General features: G+C 57.8%; 11 protein-coding genes and 1 riboswitch. Of the genes, 9 read left to right on the top strand and 2 right to left on the bottom strand.

Translation table 11 applies throughout. From position 1 onward, the window contains the following. Window position 1: 1 nt before the first annotated feature. A complete protein-coding gene (gene thiC, locus ACFVTJ_RS20815; RefSeq protein WP_386910498.1) occupies window positions 2–1825 on the bottom strand; it encodes a phosphomethylpyrimidine synthase ThiC in 1824 nt (607 codons plus the stop codon). 95 nt (window positions 1826–1920) lie between these two features. Then, window positions 1921–2032, bottom strand: a riboswitch (TPP riboswitch). 182 nt (window positions 2033–2214) lie between these two features. On the opposite strand from thiC, the gene ACFVTJ_RS20810 reads away from it, so the two are divergent. Genes ACFVTJ_RS20810 through ACFVTJ_RS20790 form a run of 5 tightly spaced genes read left to right on the top strand, consistent with a single transcriptional unit; the run spans window position 2215 to window position 8003 of the window. Next, a complete protein-coding gene (locus ACFVTJ_RS20810; RefSeq protein ID WP_003504852.1) occupies window positions 2215–2466 on the top strand; it encodes an acyl carrier protein in 252 nt (83 codons plus the stop codon). Then, window positions 2466–3647, top strand: a complete 1182-nt coding sequence (locus ACFVTJ_RS20805) for an acyl-CoA dehydrogenase family protein (protein WP_386910497.1) — start codon at window positions 2466–2468, stop codon at window positions 3645–3647. Before ACFVTJ_RS20810 ends, ACFVTJ_RS20805 begins: the two co-directional genes overlap by 1 nt. Before the next feature lie 4 nt (window positions 3648–3651). Continuing rightward, window positions 3652–4560, top strand: a complete 909-nt coding sequence (locus ACFVTJ_RS20800; RefSeq protein ID WP_386910496.1) for an amino acid--[acyl-carrier-protein] ligase — start codon at window positions 3652–3654, stop codon at window positions 4558–4560. A gap of 6 nt (window positions 4561–4566) precedes the next feature. Continuing rightward, window positions 4567–5550 (top strand): DUF1839 family protein, encoded by a 984-nt coding sequence (locus ACFVTJ_RS20795; protein ID WP_386910495.1) that lies wholly within the window; start codon window positions 4567–4569, stop codon window positions 5548–5550. After that, complete coding sequence (locus tag ACFVTJ_RS20790; RefSeq protein ID WP_386910494.1) at window positions 5547–8003, top strand: glycoside hydrolase family 2 protein; 2457 nt, start codon at window positions 5547–5549, stop codon at window positions 8001–8003. Before ACFVTJ_RS20795 ends, ACFVTJ_RS20790 begins: the two co-directional genes overlap by 4 nt. Here the strand turns inward: ACFVTJ_RS20790 and ACFVTJ_RS20785 are convergent. Then, entirely contained in the window at window positions 7971–9791 is a 1821-nt protein-coding gene (locus tag ACFVTJ_RS20785) for a hypothetical protein (RefSeq protein ID WP_386910493.1), read from the bottom strand. The two genes, ACFVTJ_RS20790 and ACFVTJ_RS20785, sit on opposite strands and share 33 nt — an antisense overlap. A 344-nt stretch (window positions 9792–10135) precedes the next feature. On the opposite strand from ACFVTJ_RS20785, the gene ACFVTJ_RS20780 reads away from it, so the two are divergent. The 4 genes from ACFVTJ_RS20780 to ACFVTJ_RS20765 all read left to right on the top strand — a co-directional run bounded on the left by ACFVTJ_RS20780 (window position 10136) and on the right by ACFVTJ_RS20765 (window position 16370). After that, on the top strand, window positions 10136–12853 hold the full coding sequence (locus ACFVTJ_RS20780; RefSeq protein ID WP_386910492.1) for an ABC transporter transmembrane domain-containing protein: 2718 nt from the start codon (window positions 10136–10138) through the stop codon (window positions 12851–12853). A 43-nt stretch (window positions 12854–12896) separates the two neighbouring features. Further along, the gene (locus ACFVTJ_RS20775; RefSeq protein WP_386910491.1) at window positions 12897–13352 is read left to right on the top strand and encodes a cyclic nucleotide-binding domain-containing protein; all 456 of its coding nucleotides are present in this window, start codon (window positions 12897–12899) and stop codon (window positions 13350–13352) included. A 190-nt stretch (window positions 13353–13542) separates the two neighbouring features. Next, the gene (locus tag ACFVTJ_RS20770; protein WP_386910490.1) at window positions 13543–14403 is read left to right on the top strand and encodes an MBL fold metallo-hydrolase; all 861 of its coding nucleotides are present in this window, start codon (window positions 13543–13545) and stop codon (window positions 14401–14403) included. A gap of 272 nt (window positions 14404–14675) precedes the next feature. Next, on the top strand, window positions 14676–16370 hold the full coding sequence (locus ACFVTJ_RS20765; protein WP_386910489.1) for an adenylate/guanylate cyclase domain-containing protein: 1695 nt from the start codon (window positions 14676–14678) through the stop codon (window positions 16368–16370). Window positions 16371–16403: the final 33 nt, after the last annotated feature.

Genomic DNA, 16403 nt, shown 5'->3' with positions numbered 1-16403 from the left:
CCTATTCGGCGCTCGCGGGCGTCGGAAGCGGCATGTAAAGCTCGCCGCCTTCCTTAAAGCGCGCCGCCATGGCCTCGAGCCCCTCCTTCTGCGCCTCGGCACGGATATCGTGGGAAATCCGCATTGAGCAGAATTTCGGCCCGCACATGGAGCAGAAATGCGCGACCTTGTGCGCCTCCTTCGGCAACGTCTCGTCGTGGAAGGACCGCGCCGTGTCCGGGTCGAGCGACAGGTTGAACTGATCCTCCCAGCGGAACTCGAACCTTGCACGTGACAAGGCGTCGTCACGCACCTGTGCAGCGGGATGGCCTTTGGCAAGATCGGCGGCATGGGCGGCAATCTTGTAGGTAATAACGCCCACCTTCACGTCGTTGCGGTCAGGCAGGCCAAGATGTTCCTTGGGCGTCACGTAACAAAGCATGGCGGTGCCGAACCAGCCGATCATTGCCGCGCCAATACCCGAGGTAATGTGGTCGTAACCCGGCGCAATGTCCGTGGTCAGCGGCCCCAGCGTATAGAAAGGCGCCTCACCGCAGGTCTTCAGCTGCTTGTCCATGTTTTCCTTGATCTTATGCATCGGCACATGGCCGGGGCCTTCGATCATCACCTGGCAATCCTTTGCCCAGGCGATCTGCGTCAGTTCACCCAGCGTTTCCAGTTCCGCGAACTGCGCCGCATCATTGGCGTCGGCAATAGACCCGGGCCGCAAACCGTCACCCAAGGAGAAGGAGACATCGTAAGCGCGGCAAATGTCACAAATCTCCTCGAAATGCTCATAGAGAAAACTTTCCTTATGGTGATGCAGACACCACTTGGCCATGATGGAGCCGCCGCGCGAAACGATGCCGGTGACGCGGTTGACGGTGAGTGGGATGTAATGCAGCCTGACGCCTGCATGGATGGTGAAATAATCCACCCCCTGCTCCGCCTGTTCGATCAACGTATCACGGAACACTTCCCAATTGAGGTCTTCGGCAATGCCGTTGACCTTCTCCAGAGCCTGATAAAGCGGCACGGTACCGATCGGCACCGGCGAATTGCGGATGATCCATTCGCGGATATTGTGAATGTTGCGGCCGGTCGAAAGGTCCATGACGGTATCCGCACCCCAGCGGATCGCCCAAACCATCTTCTCAACCTCTTCCGCCATGGAGGAGGTGACGGCGGAATTGCCGATATTGGCGTTGATCTTCACCAGAAAATTACGGCCGATGATCATCGGCTCAAGTTCCGGATGGTTGATATTGGCGGGAATGATGGCGCGACCGGCCGCCACTTCCTGACGCACGAATTCCGCCGTGACATAATCAGGAATATGCGCACCAAAGCTTTCGCCGTCACGCACGAGCTTTTCTTTTGCGGCCTCGCGACCGAGATTTTCGCGGATGGCGATGAATTCCATTTCCGGCGTGATGATACCGGCGCGTGCATAGGCAAGCTGCGTCACGGCCTTGTCAGCCGTCGCTTTCAAAGGCTGATTGCGCACTCCGAATTCTGGTGTCAGGCGCTCACCCGTGGCGAAGCCATTATCTTCCGGTTTGACATGCCGTCCCTCATAGGCCTCAACATCGCCGCGCGCGACGATCCACTCGTGACGCAGACGCGGCAGACCCTTTTCGATCAGGACTGTATGAGCAGGATCGGTATAAGGGCCGGAGGAATCATAGACCGTCACCGGCGGCTCGCCCGCCGTCGGGTGCACCGCGATCTCGCGCATCGGCACGCGGATATTCGGATGCAAAATTCCGGGCTTATGGATTTTCGTGGAGGCGGCATGCGGTCCGGTGGTGACCGTAAGCGGGATAGTCTTGGCAGCGATATTCATCTTGAGGCTCCAAAGTTTGACAGTGGAGACCCAGTTCGAGCCGGAATGATGGAAAATACCCGTGCGCCGATACGAAACGCCATGCGCCCGCCCGACATCAGGTCTTTGCACCGTCCCTACGCCAGTATGAACTGGATCAGGTTCAACGGGTCACTGCGCATGAAAGCAGAATCTCAGCCCCTTGACGGGACACCCCTGGTGAATGGCCACAGGAAAAGACACCGCCCGCATTTTGTCAAGGCCGCCTATCAAAGCTTGGCAAAGGTGCGGGAATGGCGCATGCTGCCGTTAGTTGTAATTAACCTAACGGTTTAGGTGAATATTATCGTTTGCGGCATAACGATAAGCACAAACCTTCCTAATGTTGATTTCATTGGAGATACGTCGGAATGAATGCGACTATTCGTGAAATACTAGCAAAATTCGGCCAGCTTCCCACCCCCGTAGATACGATTGCAGACGAAGCCGATCTTTATGCAGCGGGCCTTTCTTCCTTCGCATCGGTGCAATTGATGCTGGGAATCGAAGAAGCTTTCGACATCGAGTTTCCAGATAACCTGCTGAACCGCAAGTCCTTCGCCAGCATCAAGGCCATCGAAGACACCGTTAAGCTCATCCTGGATGGTAAAGAGGCAGCCTGATGAACATGACCGTTGCGCCGCAGGATGAAACGCTGTCCGCGCGCGCGGGCCGTGTCGCGATCATTGCCGCCAAACATGCCGACGAGGTGGATGTCACCGGCCGCTTCCCACAGGAAGCCGTCGACGCCCTGCGGCAGGAACGCCTGCTGGGAATTCAGGTACCCGCCTCGCTCGGCGGCGAAGGCGCTTCCGTTCAGGAGATTGCCGACATTTGCGCCCGGCTCGGCCAAGCCTGTTCGGCAACGGCGATGATTTTCGCCATGCATCACATCAAGCTGTCCAGCCTGGTGGAACACGGCGTGGAAAGCGAATGGCATGCGGGCTTCATGCGCCGCGTTGCCAACGAACAGCTTCTGCTCGGCTCCGCTACCACTGAAGGCGGCATCGGCGGCAATCTGCGCAACTCCATCTGCGCGATCGAAGTCGAAGGGGAAAGCTGCCGGCTGGAAAAGGACGCCACCGTTATTTCCTATGGCAGCAATGCCGATGCGATCCTCATCACCTCGCGCGCCCACAAGGATGCCGCGCCCGCCGATCAGGTGATGACCGTATTTCTAAAAAACCAATACACGCTTGAGAAGACCCATGTCTGGGATACGCTCGGCATGCGTGGCACCTGTTCGGATGGCTTCCTGTTCCGAGGCGAAGCGCCGGCGGTGCAGATTTTCCCAAAGCCTTTCGCGGAAATCGCTGCACAATCCATGCTTGCAAGCTCGCATCTGCTGTGGAGCGCCGTCTGGTATGGCATCGCGTCGGATGCGGTGTTGCGCGCCCAGTCCTTTGTCAGAACCGCGGCCCGCAAATCGCCCGGAACGGCTCCTCCCGGCGCGATCCGCCTTGCCGAGGTTTCCACCAAGCTGCAGGTGGTGAAATCCAACATCATAGCCGGTATCAAGGCTTACGAAGAGACCAAGAGCGACGCCGAAAAACTGATGTCGATGGCGTTTGCGGTGGCCATGAACAATGTGAAGATCTGCTCTTCGGAAACCATTCTCGAGATCATCGACCACGCCATGCTGGTCTGCGGCATCATGGGCTACAAGAACGGCACGCCCTACAGCCTCGGCCGACACCTGCGCGACGCGCATTCCGCCCGCCTGATGATTTCCAACGATCGCATTCTCGGCAATTCCGCCAATCTCCTGCTGGTTCACAGGCAGGACACCAGCCTCTTGGGATAAGACCATGGACATGCAAACATCGTTCCTCGATCGACTGTTCGAAGAAGGCCTGCTGATTGAAACGGGTGTGGACGGTCTTTATGGACGCAGCGGCCAGTTCGAGGACGTGATTGCCGCATTCGAGCGACTGATCGACCGCACGGGCTGTGGCGATGGCGCCGAGGCGATCCGTTTTCCGCCCGGCATCAACCGCGCCTATTTCGAAAAGAGCGGTTACATGAAGAGCTTCCCGCAGCTTGCTGGCACGGTCCATTCCTTCTGCGGCTGCGAGCTAGACCATGTCAGCCTGCTGAAAACCATGGATGAGGGCGGCGACTGGACCAAGGACCAGAAAGCCACCGACATCGTGCTGACGCCGGCGGCCTGCTATCCGCTTTATCCGACGATCGCCAAGCGCGGCGCGCTGCCTGCCGGCGGCGGTCTCTATGACATCCAGTCCTATTGCTTCCGCCACGAACCCTCCAAGGACCCAGCACGCCAGCAGCTGTTCCGCATGCGCGAATATGTCTGCATGGGTACCGAGGCCAATGTCACCGAATTCCGCCAGACCTGGATGGATCGCGGCGTCGAGATGATGAAAGCGGTCGGACTCGATGTCACCATCGATGTCGCCAACGATCCTTTCTTCGGCCGCGCGGGCAAGATGCTCGCCAACAACCAGCGCGATCAGAACCTGAAGTTCGAACTGTTGATCCCGGTAACGTCAACAACAAACCCGACAGCCTGCATGAGCTTTAACTACCATCAGGATGCCTTCGGCCAGAAATGGGGTCTGAACCTCGATAATGGCGATGTCGCGCACACCGCCTGCGTCGGTTTCGGCCTTGAACGTATCGCGCTGGCGCTGTTTGCGCATCATGGCCTCGACGTCAAGAAATGGCCTGCGAAAGTCGTGGAAACACTCTGGGGCTGATTATCCATGCGGCAGATTTTTCCCGGTCTCGATCCCAAAAACTATGTGCAGCATCCGCTTCATTCCTCCGAAAGAATGTGGCCGGAGACCAATTGCTACATTGATTTATGGATCGAGGTGCTGGCCTCGAAAGGCTTATCCCCGGAAGCCATGTTCGGTTTCACGCTGACGCAGGAGTTCGAAGGCGACCAGTTCACCTTCTTCAAGGTGCCGCTGGAAGACCTCGAGGCGCTTTATGGGATCCGCGCCACCGAGCTTGCGATCTTCGACAGGGTGGAAAACCACATCGAGACGCAGTTGGAACGCGGCCGCATCTGCCTGATCGAGATGGACAGCTTCTATATGCCCGATACCCATGGGGTGGGCTACCGGAAGGAACACGGCAAGACCACCATCGCCATCAACCGGCTCGATCTCGACAAGCGGGAACTGGACTATTTCCATAATGCCGGCTTCTTCCATCTCTCCGGCAATGACTTTGACGGGCTCTTCCAGCATCATCTGGCTGAAACCGACCCGCCTTTCCTGCCCTATACGGAATTTGCGAAATTCGCGGACGGCAATCCTTCGCCGGCGCATGTTCGCAAGACCGCCGAACGGCTCCTGAAGTTTCATTTTTCCCGGCGACCTTCCACCAACCCGGTCCGGGCCTTTGCAAAGGTGTTTCCGGCGCAGGTGGAAAAGGTTGCAGACCGGCCCTTCGGATTTTTCCACAAATACGCGTTCAATACGCTGCGCCAGCTCGGTGCCAATTTCGAACTGGCGGCAAGCCACTTCGAATGGTTGGACGCGGATGGTTTTTCTGAGGCAAAGAACCACGCCCTAAAAATTTCCGAAGTTGCCAAAACTGTGCAGTTCCAACTCGCCCGCGCAGTCGCCCGCCGAAAATTCGATGCGCTGACCACCGTGCTCGATCCGGCCGCGGACGCGTGGGATGGATTGATGGAAAGCCTTGGCGAAAAACTATCTGATGCCAGCGAGGCCGCGTGAGGACCTATCTTCCGGGCGAAAGCGAAGAAGTGCTGAGTGAAGGCTGGACGCTGACACTGACGCCTGCCGATGCCTTTGAGACCCCATCCGATATTCCGGCATCACTTGAAAGCCTGCATGTCTCCGTTCCCGGCACTGTGGCGCAGGCTCTGGAAACGGCCGGAAAATTCGATCGCCTGGCCCCCGTCGCCCTCAATGACAGGGACGCATGGTACCGGTTGACGATGATTTCAGATGCCCGGGAGCGGGCCATCCTGCGCTTCGATGGTCTTTCCACCATTGCCGAAATCTTCTTCAACGGCGAACTGATTGCCGCGAGCCAAAGCATGTTCGAAAGACTGGAAGTGCCTGTTGCACTGACGGGTGCGGACGAGCTTTCGATCTGCTTTCGGGCACTCGGCCCTCGGCTCGAAAAAACCGGTCCCCGCGCCCGCTGGCGGCCGCAAATGATGAATACGCAGGGGCTGCGGCTGATCCGCACCACGGCGCTGGGCTATATGCCCGGCTGGTGCCCGGAAATCCACGCCGCCGGCCCATGGCGGCCCATCAGCCTCATCAGACAGGACGGGGTGCTATGCACGCTCCGGTCGTCGCTGGGCGAGGATGGAACGGGAACCGTCAGCATCGTGCTGGAAACCGAACAGCCCATAAAATCGGCAAGGCTTGGCTGCGCCGGTTACAGCACCGATCTGGCTCCGGACGAAAGCGGCAAGCTTTCCGGTGAACTGCACATATCGCATGTTGAACAATGGTGGCCGCACACGCATGGCAGGCCGGCTCTGCACGAGGTCGTCCTCGAAGTTGACGGCACTCAACATCACCTTGCGCGCACTGGCTTCCGTCGGATCGAGGTCGATCATGGCGAGGACGGCAACGGTTTCGGCCTCAAGGTGAACGGTCAGCCGGTCTTCTGCCGCGGCGCGGTCTGGACGACAGCCGATATTGTGCGTCTGCCGGGGACGAGGCCGGATTATGAGCCCTGGCTGCGAAAAGCCGCAGAAGCCGGCATGAACATGATCCGCATCGGCGGCACGATGGCCTATGAGACGCCGGCATTCTTCGCGCTTTGCGATGAACTCGGCATCATGGTCTGGCAGGATGCCATGCTCGCCAATTTTGATTACCCGGCAAAAGATGACGGCCTGCGCGAGCATATCATTGCGGAAATCTCGGAGTTCCTTGAAGCGACGGCGCTTTCTCCATCGCTTGCGATTTTCTGCGGCGGCAGTGAAATGTACCAACAGGGCGCGATGCTCGGCCTGCCGGAACAGATATGGAAGGGAACGCTGACCGAGGAGATCCTGCCGGAACTGGTCGCCGAAAAGCGACCCGATGCCGCCTATGTTGCCAATTCTCCTTCCGGCGGCGCATTGCCGTTTTTTCCCAATGCCGGCATTGGCCATTATTACGGTGTGGGCGCCTATTGCCGGCCACTGGAAGATGCCCGCCGGGCCGATCTACGTTTCGCGGCCGAATGTCTCGCCTTTGCCAATATTCCCGAACAGGAAACGCTGGACAAATATCTTCCCGGCGTGGCCGTTCACGATCCGCGCTGGAAAGCGCGAACACCGCGTGACCGCGGTGCCTCCTGGGACTTCGAGGACGTCCGCGATCATTATCTGAAGCTGCTTTACGAGGTCGAACCGGATGTTCTGCGACGGGAAGATGGCGGCCTTTATCTCGACATGTCGCGCGCCGCGACGGCAGAGGTGATGGAAGCGACTTTCGCCGAATGGCGGCGCAATGGCTCCTCCTGTCAGGGGGCTTTGGTTTGGACGCTGCAGGACCTCATTCCCGGCGCGGGCTGGGGTATCATCGATGCCGCCGGCAGGCCCAAATCAGTCTGGCATGCGCTGAAAAGAGCATTCCGCCCCGTTCAGATCAGCCTGTCCGACGAAGGTACCAACGGGCTCGACATTCACGTCCTCAACGAGACCGGCGACAGCCTGGACGCCATGCTGGAGCTGACCTGCCTGCGCGAAGGCACGCAGCCCGTCGTTCACGCCAAACGGCCACTCACGCTCTTGCCCCGACAGGGCCAGACGATTGCCGCAACCGACCTGTTCGGCGCTTTTTTCGATACGACCTACGCCTATCGCTTCGGCCCGCCATCCCATGACGTAACGATCGCCCGCCTTCGGGACATTGCGACCGGGCATGTTATTGCCGACGCCTTCCTTTTCCCGCTTGGCCGGAAAAAGGCGCTGCATGCCGCAAACCTTCAGGTCGCAGTTAGCGAAACGAACGGCAGCTGGGCCCTCGAAATCGGCACGGATCGGCTAGCGCAATCGGTCTACATCACGGCAGAGGGCTACCGCGCCAGCGAAAGCTGGTTCCATCTCGGGCCCGGCGAGACCAGAAAAATCGGTCTTTCCCCGGAGACCGCCACAACCGAAGCTCCTCCCTCCGGAGAGGTCGTGTCACTGGGCTCCAGCCGTCGATTTACCTTTTAGAGCCAGTCGCTTTACCGTCTCGATGTAGATTTTCTTCGCTTCCGGCGTTGAGAGATTGTGATCGGCATCGGGAATGATCGTCAGCGACACGTTGCGATAGGCCGCCAGCCCCTCACCGTTGGCATCGAAATAGTACTGGAAATGCTCGAGGCCATCGTCGTTGTCGCTGTAAAGTAGATGGACGGTAGTATTCTTCGCTTTCAGCTTGTCGAAAGCCCCAAAGATCGCCCGCCCTTCCTCGCTGCCTCTGCGAAACAGCCTTGCCGTTTTTGTCGAAAGCCGCTTCATCGTCGCCTTGAGGATGTTCAGCCCGGCGCTTGCTACATCGACATCACCGCTGATGAGGCGCTTGAACGTCGCGCCCTGCCGAAAACGCTGGCTGTATTCCCCAAAGGAACGAGGCCGTTTATGGAGTGCCTCATCCACCGAGCGCCCCTTGCGCCAGTGGAAAACAACCGGATTGACCGCAACCACGGCATCGATCCGGTCATCGGCAAGCGCACCATTAAAAGCGAGATAGGCGCCGCTGCACCGACCGGCCGCAATCAAAGGCCCCTTGCCGCGCGAGCCGAGAAAATCGAGCGCAGCGGCCACATCATCATTCTGAACGGCATCGTAAAGAACCTGATCGGGCGCGTTTTCGACAGGCGGACTATCGGCAATATTAGCCGCGTCAAAGCGAAGCGACATAACGCCTTCACGCGCCAGGGCACGGGCCATCTGCACGGAAAGCCTGCCCCACCCCGCATGCCGATCGTAGGCGGCGCCAAGCAGGAGAACGGACGACACCGCCTCCTGGTCGTCCGGACCGCAAAACACACCAAAAAGCCGCCCGCCTTCACCAAACTGCACCGGCTGTTCGATGAAACCACGGCCGTACTGCGGAGGATTGAGGACGATATCCTCGTCAGTATTGGCAGAGATCTCGGCATGGGTCTGAGACAGAACCCACTCCACCAGCCGTTTCACCACATCTCCTGAAATTTTCGAGAGCGTGGGGCTGGAAACGAGATCGTCATAGCCGGAAAACTCCACCTCCTTCACCTGACCGCCGATTGCGGCGAGATGTTTGGCGAAATCGGCATCGGTGACGCGATCAGGTCGCGACAGGACCAGAATGGTACGGGCCGGAGCGACAGCGAGATTGGCAAGATTGGTCTTCTTGATCGCGTCGGCAACACCTTCAGGCATGGTCATGCCCGCGATCGCTCCCGCCGCCGCGAGACGTTGACCCGGCCGGAGGCCGAGGCCGTCATCGATCATGGATGACCACATCGCCAGCTCGCGCAGATAGGCGCGGCCGGAAACGACAGGCGCCAGAAACGCCATGGAACCGGCACCCGCCACATCGGCAAGCGCCTGCGCCGCCATCATGCAACCAAGCCCCTGCGCGACGACAACCACTTCCCCGCATCCGGAAAGGCGCTTCAGATAAGCGAAAGCCGCGTGCGTGTCGGAAAGCCAGTCTGCCGCGCGGCCCGCATCTTCAGGCTCGAAGGCATCACCAACGCCAAGATAGTCAAATCGCAGGCTCGCAACGCCCCGGGCCGCCAGTCGCTCGGCCAAGATCCGCTGAAACTTGCGGCTGCACAGCTCCTCCATGCCCCATGGGCTGACGAAAAGAACGGCATGGGCCTGCCTCACACCCCTGCGTGCGGGATGGAAAATTCCGGTCAACCCATCGAAAGAGACGGGATGCGCGACCGCACCATCCTGGCCAACGCCGGAAAGCGACAATACATCAAGAGAGGGATCGCCGCCTGTACGCTCTGAAATATCTATCGCCATCGACCTTGCCATCATTGCGCCAGTGCACGGCCCAACCATTACGGGATCATTATATCGAAGCGCCTTAACGCCTGTTCTACAATAAAAACAACAATATTAGAGAACCCTAAAAATATAGTCGTATTTATATAGCCCGCCACCCGCACATTGCAAAAACAATCGCCATGGTAACGGACACGCCTCGACAGGCCCGCTATTTTGCTCGAAACCGCTTGAATATACTGATAAATAGCGAGTCCCATACCTATTTGCAGGAGGAGGTTGCGCCGCCCGGCCACCGGATCGTCTAGACACCGCGCAAACCAACACGCCGGGCCTCGCCCGCCAGGTCATAGAAGTTTTATATGGAACAAAGCCTTACGCGTTATATCTGGTCGCACACGAGGCGGCAGCAGCTTTTCATTCTGCTGATCGTGGCCTTGTCGATGATCCCCTATTTCCTCGCCTTCGATCTGCCCAAGCAGATCGTCAACGGCCCAATTCAGGGGGATGGGTTCGAAGGGGCGAATGCGACGCAGCTTTTCATGCATCTCACGGTCGATATTCCCTATTGGGGCACCGTGACATTGTTCCCCGGGCTTGAGCTCAACCGTATGTCGATGTTGATGGGACTGAGCCTGACATTTCTGGCGCTTGTCATCATCAACGGGCTCTTCAAATATTACATCAATACCTACAAGGGCCGCCTTGGCGAGCGGCTTCTGCGGCGTATCCGCTTCGAGCTCATCGACAAGATCCTGCGGTTCCCACCCTCGCATTTCAAGCGTGTCAAAGGTGCGGAAATCTCCAGCATGGTGAAGGACGAGGTTGAGCCGCTCGGCGGATTTACCGGCGACGCCTTCGTGCAGCCGGCACTTCTCGGCGGCCAGGCACTCTCCGCGCTCTTTTTCATTCTCGTGCAGAATTTCTGGCTCGGCTTGATCGCGGCTTTCATGGCGGCGATCCAGGTGGGCATCATTCCGAAGATGCGTCGCCGCCTCATCGAACTCGGTCGCCAGCGGCAGCTGAGCGCCCGCCAGCTTGCCGGACGCATCGGCGAAATGGTCGATGGCATCGGCACGATCCATGCCTATGACACCTCCAACTACGAACGCGCCGATGCCTCGCACCGGCTCGGCGACATCTTCAAAATCCGTTACGATCTCTACCAGTGGAAGTTTCTGGTCAAATTCATCAATAACTTCCTCGCGCAGCTCACACCCTTCTTCTTTTATGCGCTCGGCGGATATCTAACCCTGAAGGGCAGCCTTGACGTCGGCCAGCTGGTCGCCGTCATCAACGCCTATAAGGAACTGCCCGGACCATTGAAGGAACTGATCGACTGGGATCAGGCACGTCAGGACGTGCAGGTGAAATATGAGCAGGTCTTCGAGCAGTTCAACACTCCGAACATGATCGACGAAAAGGTGCAGAAACTCTCTCCCGGCGCCGTTTCGCCCATCGCCGCACCGCTCGTCATTGCCAATCTGACCCTCGAAGATGACAGCGGCAGCCGGCTTCTGGAGCAGGCATCGTTGAAGATCGAGCCGGGCGAGGTGATCGCCATCGTCGGCGGCTCGGGAGCCGAAGCGCTGGCGGATGCGATCGGCCGTACGCTCTGGCCAATCTCGGGCAAGGTCAGCATCAACGATGTCGACATATTGGAACTGCCGGAATCGCTGACCGGGCGACGCATTTCCTATGTCTCCTCGGACAGTTATTTCTTCCACGCCAGTCTGAAGGACAATCTGCTTTACGGCCTGAAGCACGCCCCGCTCGCAGACAAGAACTACGAGGGCGCTGCGCTGGAGCACCGCAAGTGGGAAATCCGCGAAGCCAAGATGGCGGGCAATCCGCTGATCGACATCAACAGCGAATGGATCGATTACGCTTCAAGCCCGGCCGGCGACGGCAGGCCGGAAAATCTCATTCAGGCCATTCTGGACGTGCTAGACAGCGTGGAACTCTCCCAGGATATTCTGGAGTTCGCGCTACGCTCGTCGATCGATCCTTTGAGCGATCTACACCTTGCCGCCCGTATCGTGGAACTGCGGCATGTGCTGCGCGCCGAACTGGAAAAGGAAAATCTGAGCGGCCTCATCGCTCCCTTCGAACTGGAGAGCTACAATAGCGAGGCGACAGTTGGCGAAAACCTGTTGTTCGGCACCATGCGCGACTCGTCGCAATCCATCAGAACCGTCATCGAAAGCGACTATTTCCGCTCGCTCATGCGCGAAACCGGCCTCGTCAAAACCCTATTCGAAATGGGTTACACGATCGCTGAAAACATCGTGGAAATCTTCGCCGACCTGCCAGGAGACCACCCCTTTTTCCAGCAGCTTACCTTCATGACGCCGGATGACATTCCGGTCTATCAGCAGATGCTGCAGCGGCTTCAGAGCCGGAGTTTCGACGAGGCCAATGAAAACGAAAAGCGCGCAATGCTGCGGCTCAGCTTCTTCTACATCGAGCCTCGCCAGCGTTTTGGTCTTCTCACGCCAGAGATAATGAACCGGATCGTCGAGGTCCGCCACATGTTCCACGAGAAGCTGCCCGACAGCTTGAAAAACGTGATCGAAATCTATGACCCGACCAAGTACATGAGCGCCACCAGCCTTCTGGATAACATCCTCTTCGGCAAGGTGAGCCATCGTTATACCGACGCCTCACGGCGCATTACCCGCATCGTCGCGGATGTCATGCGCAAGCAGGGCGTTTACGAGCGGGTGCTGGCCGTGGGGCTGGATTTCAACCTGGGTGCCGGCGGCAAGCGGCTTGGCCCGCTGCAGCGCCAAAAGCTCAATCTCGCGCGGGCGCTGATCCGCAAATCCGACTATTACGTCTTTAACCGCCCTCTTCCCGGCCTCGATCCCCGACAGCAGGAAGAAATTGTCGAACGGGTCATCACACTTCTGAAACAGAACAACACTAACCCCTCGATCGTGTGGGTTCTCTCGAATGCACACCTCTCGCGCATGTTCGAGCGGGTGATCGTCGTTCATCAAGGCCTGATCACGGCTGACGGAAGTTACGAGACTCTCGCCGAGGAAAACGGTACATTCAAGGAAATGGTCGCGACATAACACCAAGAATGTGACCGAGGTGGAACAAGAACAGGATAGGGCAATGCTGTTTAAAGACGAAATTCAGATGCTGAAAAGGGTCCCGTTTTTTTCGGAAATGGAACCGTCAAAACTCAAGCTGCTCGCATTCGCGTCCGATCGGGTATCCTATCACGCCGGGGATGTGCTGTTCCGGCAGGGAGATGTCGGCGACGCGGCCTATGTCCTCTTGACCGGAAAAGTCGATGTTCTGGTCGATTCCCCTTCGGGCACGCTTAAAGTGGCGGAAATGACCGGTAATGCCATTGTCGGTGAAATCGCAATTCTCTGTGACAGCGTTAGAACCGCGACCGTCCGCGCCTCCACCAATGTGGAAGCCCTGCGTATCGGCAAGGAACAGTTCTTCAAGCTCATGTCCGATTTCCCCGACATTACTATCAAAGTCATGCGGGTTCTCGCCGAACGCCTTACCCAGACGACGACTGAGCTGAGCAAAGCTCGCGCGGGCACCAGGACATAAACGACAATTCCTTGCTACCTTGAATGGCGATATTGGAAAAATAAATGTCGTACTATTGCAATATAAATGAAATGCTGACTGAATAAGGGGTAAAGGCAGCCGCTCCAACGAGGGCGGATATAAGAATCTATAGAGACAACGGGCTTCATGGGAGGAAGCGTGCAAGATTCCGTTGTTATTGGGGTGTGCTATGGCGTTCAATTCCGACACAACACGTCGGGAAAGTAATAGAAATTTTCGGGTAAAGATCTGGGGTGCGCGGGGAACGCTTCCCGTTTCAGGTGAAAACTTCCGAAAATACGGCGGGAATACAATCTGCATCGAGGTAAGGTGCGGCGATCACGTTCTTTTGTTCGATGCCGGCTCCGGCCTGCACCCCGCTGGCCTTGCCTTGCGGGCGGAAGGCGTTACCGACGTCAACCTTTTCTTCTCGCACTGTCACTACGACCACATTGTCGGCTTCCCCTATTTCAAGCCCTTTTATAACAGCGCCAACGATGTCGCCATCTGGTCGGGCCACCTTGCCGGAAGCATGACTACCCGGGAAATGCTCAAGGATTTCATGAGCCCTCCCTGGTTCCCGGTGCCCCTTGAAATTTGCTGCGCAAAGATCGCGACGCGGGATTTCAAGGCGGGTGACGTGCTCGATGTGCATCCCGGCCTGTCGATCAGAACCGGAATGCTCAACCATCCCGGCAACGCCATCGGATACAGGCTGGATTGGGAAGGTAAGTCGCTCGCCATCATCACCGACACCGAACATGAGCCCGGAAACATCGACGAAACCGTGCTTGATCTCATCAGGGATGTCGATCTTTTCCTCTATGACGCCATGTTCACCGACGAGGAAATGGGCCTTTACCGCGGTTATGGCCATTCTTCCTGGCAGCAGGCGATCCGCCTCGCCAAGCTCGCCGACGCGAAAAATGTCGGCTTCATCCACCACGCCCCAAGCCGCACAGACGAGGAACTGGACGATATCGAAAAACAGGCGAAAGCCGAGTTCAACGGTGCGTTCGCGGCGATGGACGGACAGATTATCGAACTCTGATCGCAACCCGGCGTCCGCCGGGCTTCGACGTTCGACCGCTTTTCGACATCCTCACGGAACACCCTTCTCAAGGCGTGCATTGCGAACACGCACAATTGACCAGTTCCGATCAATTGCTCCATGATATTGCCACGAGGCCATCTGCATTTGGGGTATTTCCAAGGAAGGCGAACCCCGGTTTCCCGTCCCGAAATTCGACAAAACGGTCTAAGAGATCGCCACCATATATTGCACGATGATTCTATGCCGAACGGCCATCTGATGGGATTTGCATGATCCGTTTCTTTTCGGAGACCAATTTAAGACGTGCCCGGATTTCATCCGGCCTCATCATATTCGCTTTCGTTTTTTCCCACCTCGCCAATCATTCCCTTGCACTCATTTCCATCGACACGGCCGAACGGGCGCGCAAATGGTTCAGCCTGATATGGCTCAATCCGGTCAGCAGCGCACTTTTTTACGGGTCGGTCGTGGTGCATGTCTGTCTCGTCCTGCGTTCGCTCTATCTGCGTAGGACGCTGCGCATGCCGCTGCGGGAGGCGCTTCAGGTCATATTCGGCTTGTCGATCCCGTTTCTGATCATCGGCCACGCCGTCAATATCCGCGTCTCGCATATGCTTTATGGCATCGACGTCGGTTATTATTCCGTGATCCGCAGGCTGTGGATTAACAACCCCATCGGGGGTGCGTGGCAAAGCATCGCATTAATTGTCATCTGGACCCATGGATGCATCGGCCTCTATTTCTGGCTGCGATACCGCGACTGGTATCCGAAAATCGCCGGGCTGTTCATGACTGTCGTGGTGATGTTGCCGCTTCTGGCATTGCTGGGCTTCAGCGATGCAGGCCGCTGGCTGGAAGAAGTCGATCGGAAATATGCGCTTCCTCCCGGGCTTTCGGATAACACTATCCAGAGAGACGAATTCCCGCTGCAAAGGGAGATGGAAACGCGAATTCGGTTCATCACCAGCACAACCGAAGCTCTTTTTGCCGGCGCGATCGTGCTTGTCTTCGTCTTACGCGGTGTGCGGAGCTTCCGGCAACGGCTGACCGCGATTGAAATCCACTATGAACAGGGCGCGCAAGCCCGTATCCCGGCCGGGTTCAGCATTCTCGAAGCGAGCCGCCTCGCGAGCATCCCGCATTACTCCGTCTGCGGCGGCAAGGGGCGCTGTTCCACCTGTCGTGTCAAGGTTTTAAACAGCAAGGGCCCGCTTCCACCACCCGGCGATATCGAGCAGACGACGTTGAGGCGTATCCACGCCGATTCGGACGTGCGGCTCGGCTGTCAACTACGGCCCACCAGCGATCTCGACATCGCGCTTCTCGTTTCTCCACCCCGAGAGAGCGATCTGCCGGCAGATGCCGAACCGGCGCGCCCCGGTCGGGAAGAGGAAATCGCCATCCTCTTCTGCGATCTGCGGAATTTCACCACGCTGTCCGAAGCGAAGCTGCCCTATGATGTGGTCTTCCTTCTCAACCGCTACTTCACCATCGTCGGTCAGGCCGTCGAACAGGCCGGTGGCCATCTCGATAAATTCATCGGCGATGGCGCCATGGCTCTTTTTGGACTCGGCGAGGATACGGACCGGGCCTGTCGCAACGCCATGAAGGCAGCCGCCACCATATTGCGGGATATCGCAATCCTGAACGAGGGGTTGGAAAAACAATTCGCCGTCCGTCTGGAAGTGGTGGTCGGCATTCACGCCGGCCCCAGCATCGTGGGCGTGATGGGATATGGCGCGGCAAAAACCCTGACGGCCATAGGCGATACCGTGAACGTGGCAAGCCGGCTCGAATCCAAAGCTAAAGAATTCGGCGCCGCCATCGTCATTTCCGAACCGGCCCTCATTCAGGCGGGGCAGGATATTGCTGACCTCAGAAGCGAAAAAATCGCCATTCGCGGACGAAACTCGCAGATGAGAGTGTATCTGCTCTCAAGAGAAGAGAGCGAGCGTTATCTCTGAGGCAGCCACGACGCTTCCCGCATCGGGCTGCCC

The sequence above is a fragment of the Agrobacterium sp. NPDC058088 genome, assembly GCF_042885035.1.
Classification (GTDB): Bacteria; Pseudomonadota; Alphaproteobacteria; order Rhizobiales; family Rhizobiaceae; genus Agrobacterium.
This window is presented reverse-complemented; position numbering and strand designations above follow the sequence as displayed.

Excerpts from the sequence above, each read along its gene's own strand:
- ACFVTJ_RS20770 (WP_386910490.1), top strand. The coding sequence starts at position 13,543 with ATGGCGTTCAATTCCGACACAACACGTCGGGAAAGTAATAGAAATTTT.
- ACFVTJ_RS20780 (WP_386910492.1), top strand. The coding sequence starts at position 10,136 with ATGGAACAAAGCCTTACGCGTTATATCTGGTCGCACACGAGGCGGCAG.
- ACFVTJ_RS20785 (WP_386910493.1), bottom strand. The coding sequence starts at position 9,791 with ATGGCGATAGATATTTCAGAGCGTACAGGCGGCGATCCCTCTCTTGAT.
- ACFVTJ_RS20800 (WP_386910496.1), top strand. The coding sequence starts at position 3,652 with ATGGACATGCAAACATCGTTCCTCGATCGACTGTTCGAAGAAGGCCTG.
- thiC (WP_386910498.1), bottom strand. The coding sequence starts at position 1,825 with ATGAATATCGCTGCCAAGACTATCCCGCTTACGGTCACCACCGGACCG.
- ACFVTJ_RS20805 (WP_386910497.1), top strand. The coding sequence starts at position 2,466 with ATGAACATGACCGTTGCGCCGCAGGATGAAACGCTGTCCGCGCGCGCG.
- ACFVTJ_RS20765 (WP_386910489.1), top strand. The coding sequence starts at position 14,676 with ATGATCCGTTTCTTTTCGGAGACCAATTTAAGACGTGCCCGGATTTCA.
- ACFVTJ_RS20775 (WP_386910491.1), top strand. The coding sequence starts at position 12,897 with ATGCTGTTTAAAGACGAAATTCAGATGCTGAAAAGGGTCCCGTTTTTT.
- ACFVTJ_RS20810 (WP_003504852.1), top strand. The coding sequence starts at position 2,215 with ATGAATGCGACTATTCGTGAAATACTAGCAAAATTCGGCCAGCTTCCC.
- ACFVTJ_RS20795 (WP_386910495.1), top strand. The coding sequence starts at position 4,567 with ATGCGGCAGATTTTTCCCGGTCTCGATCCCAAAAACTATGTGCAGCAT.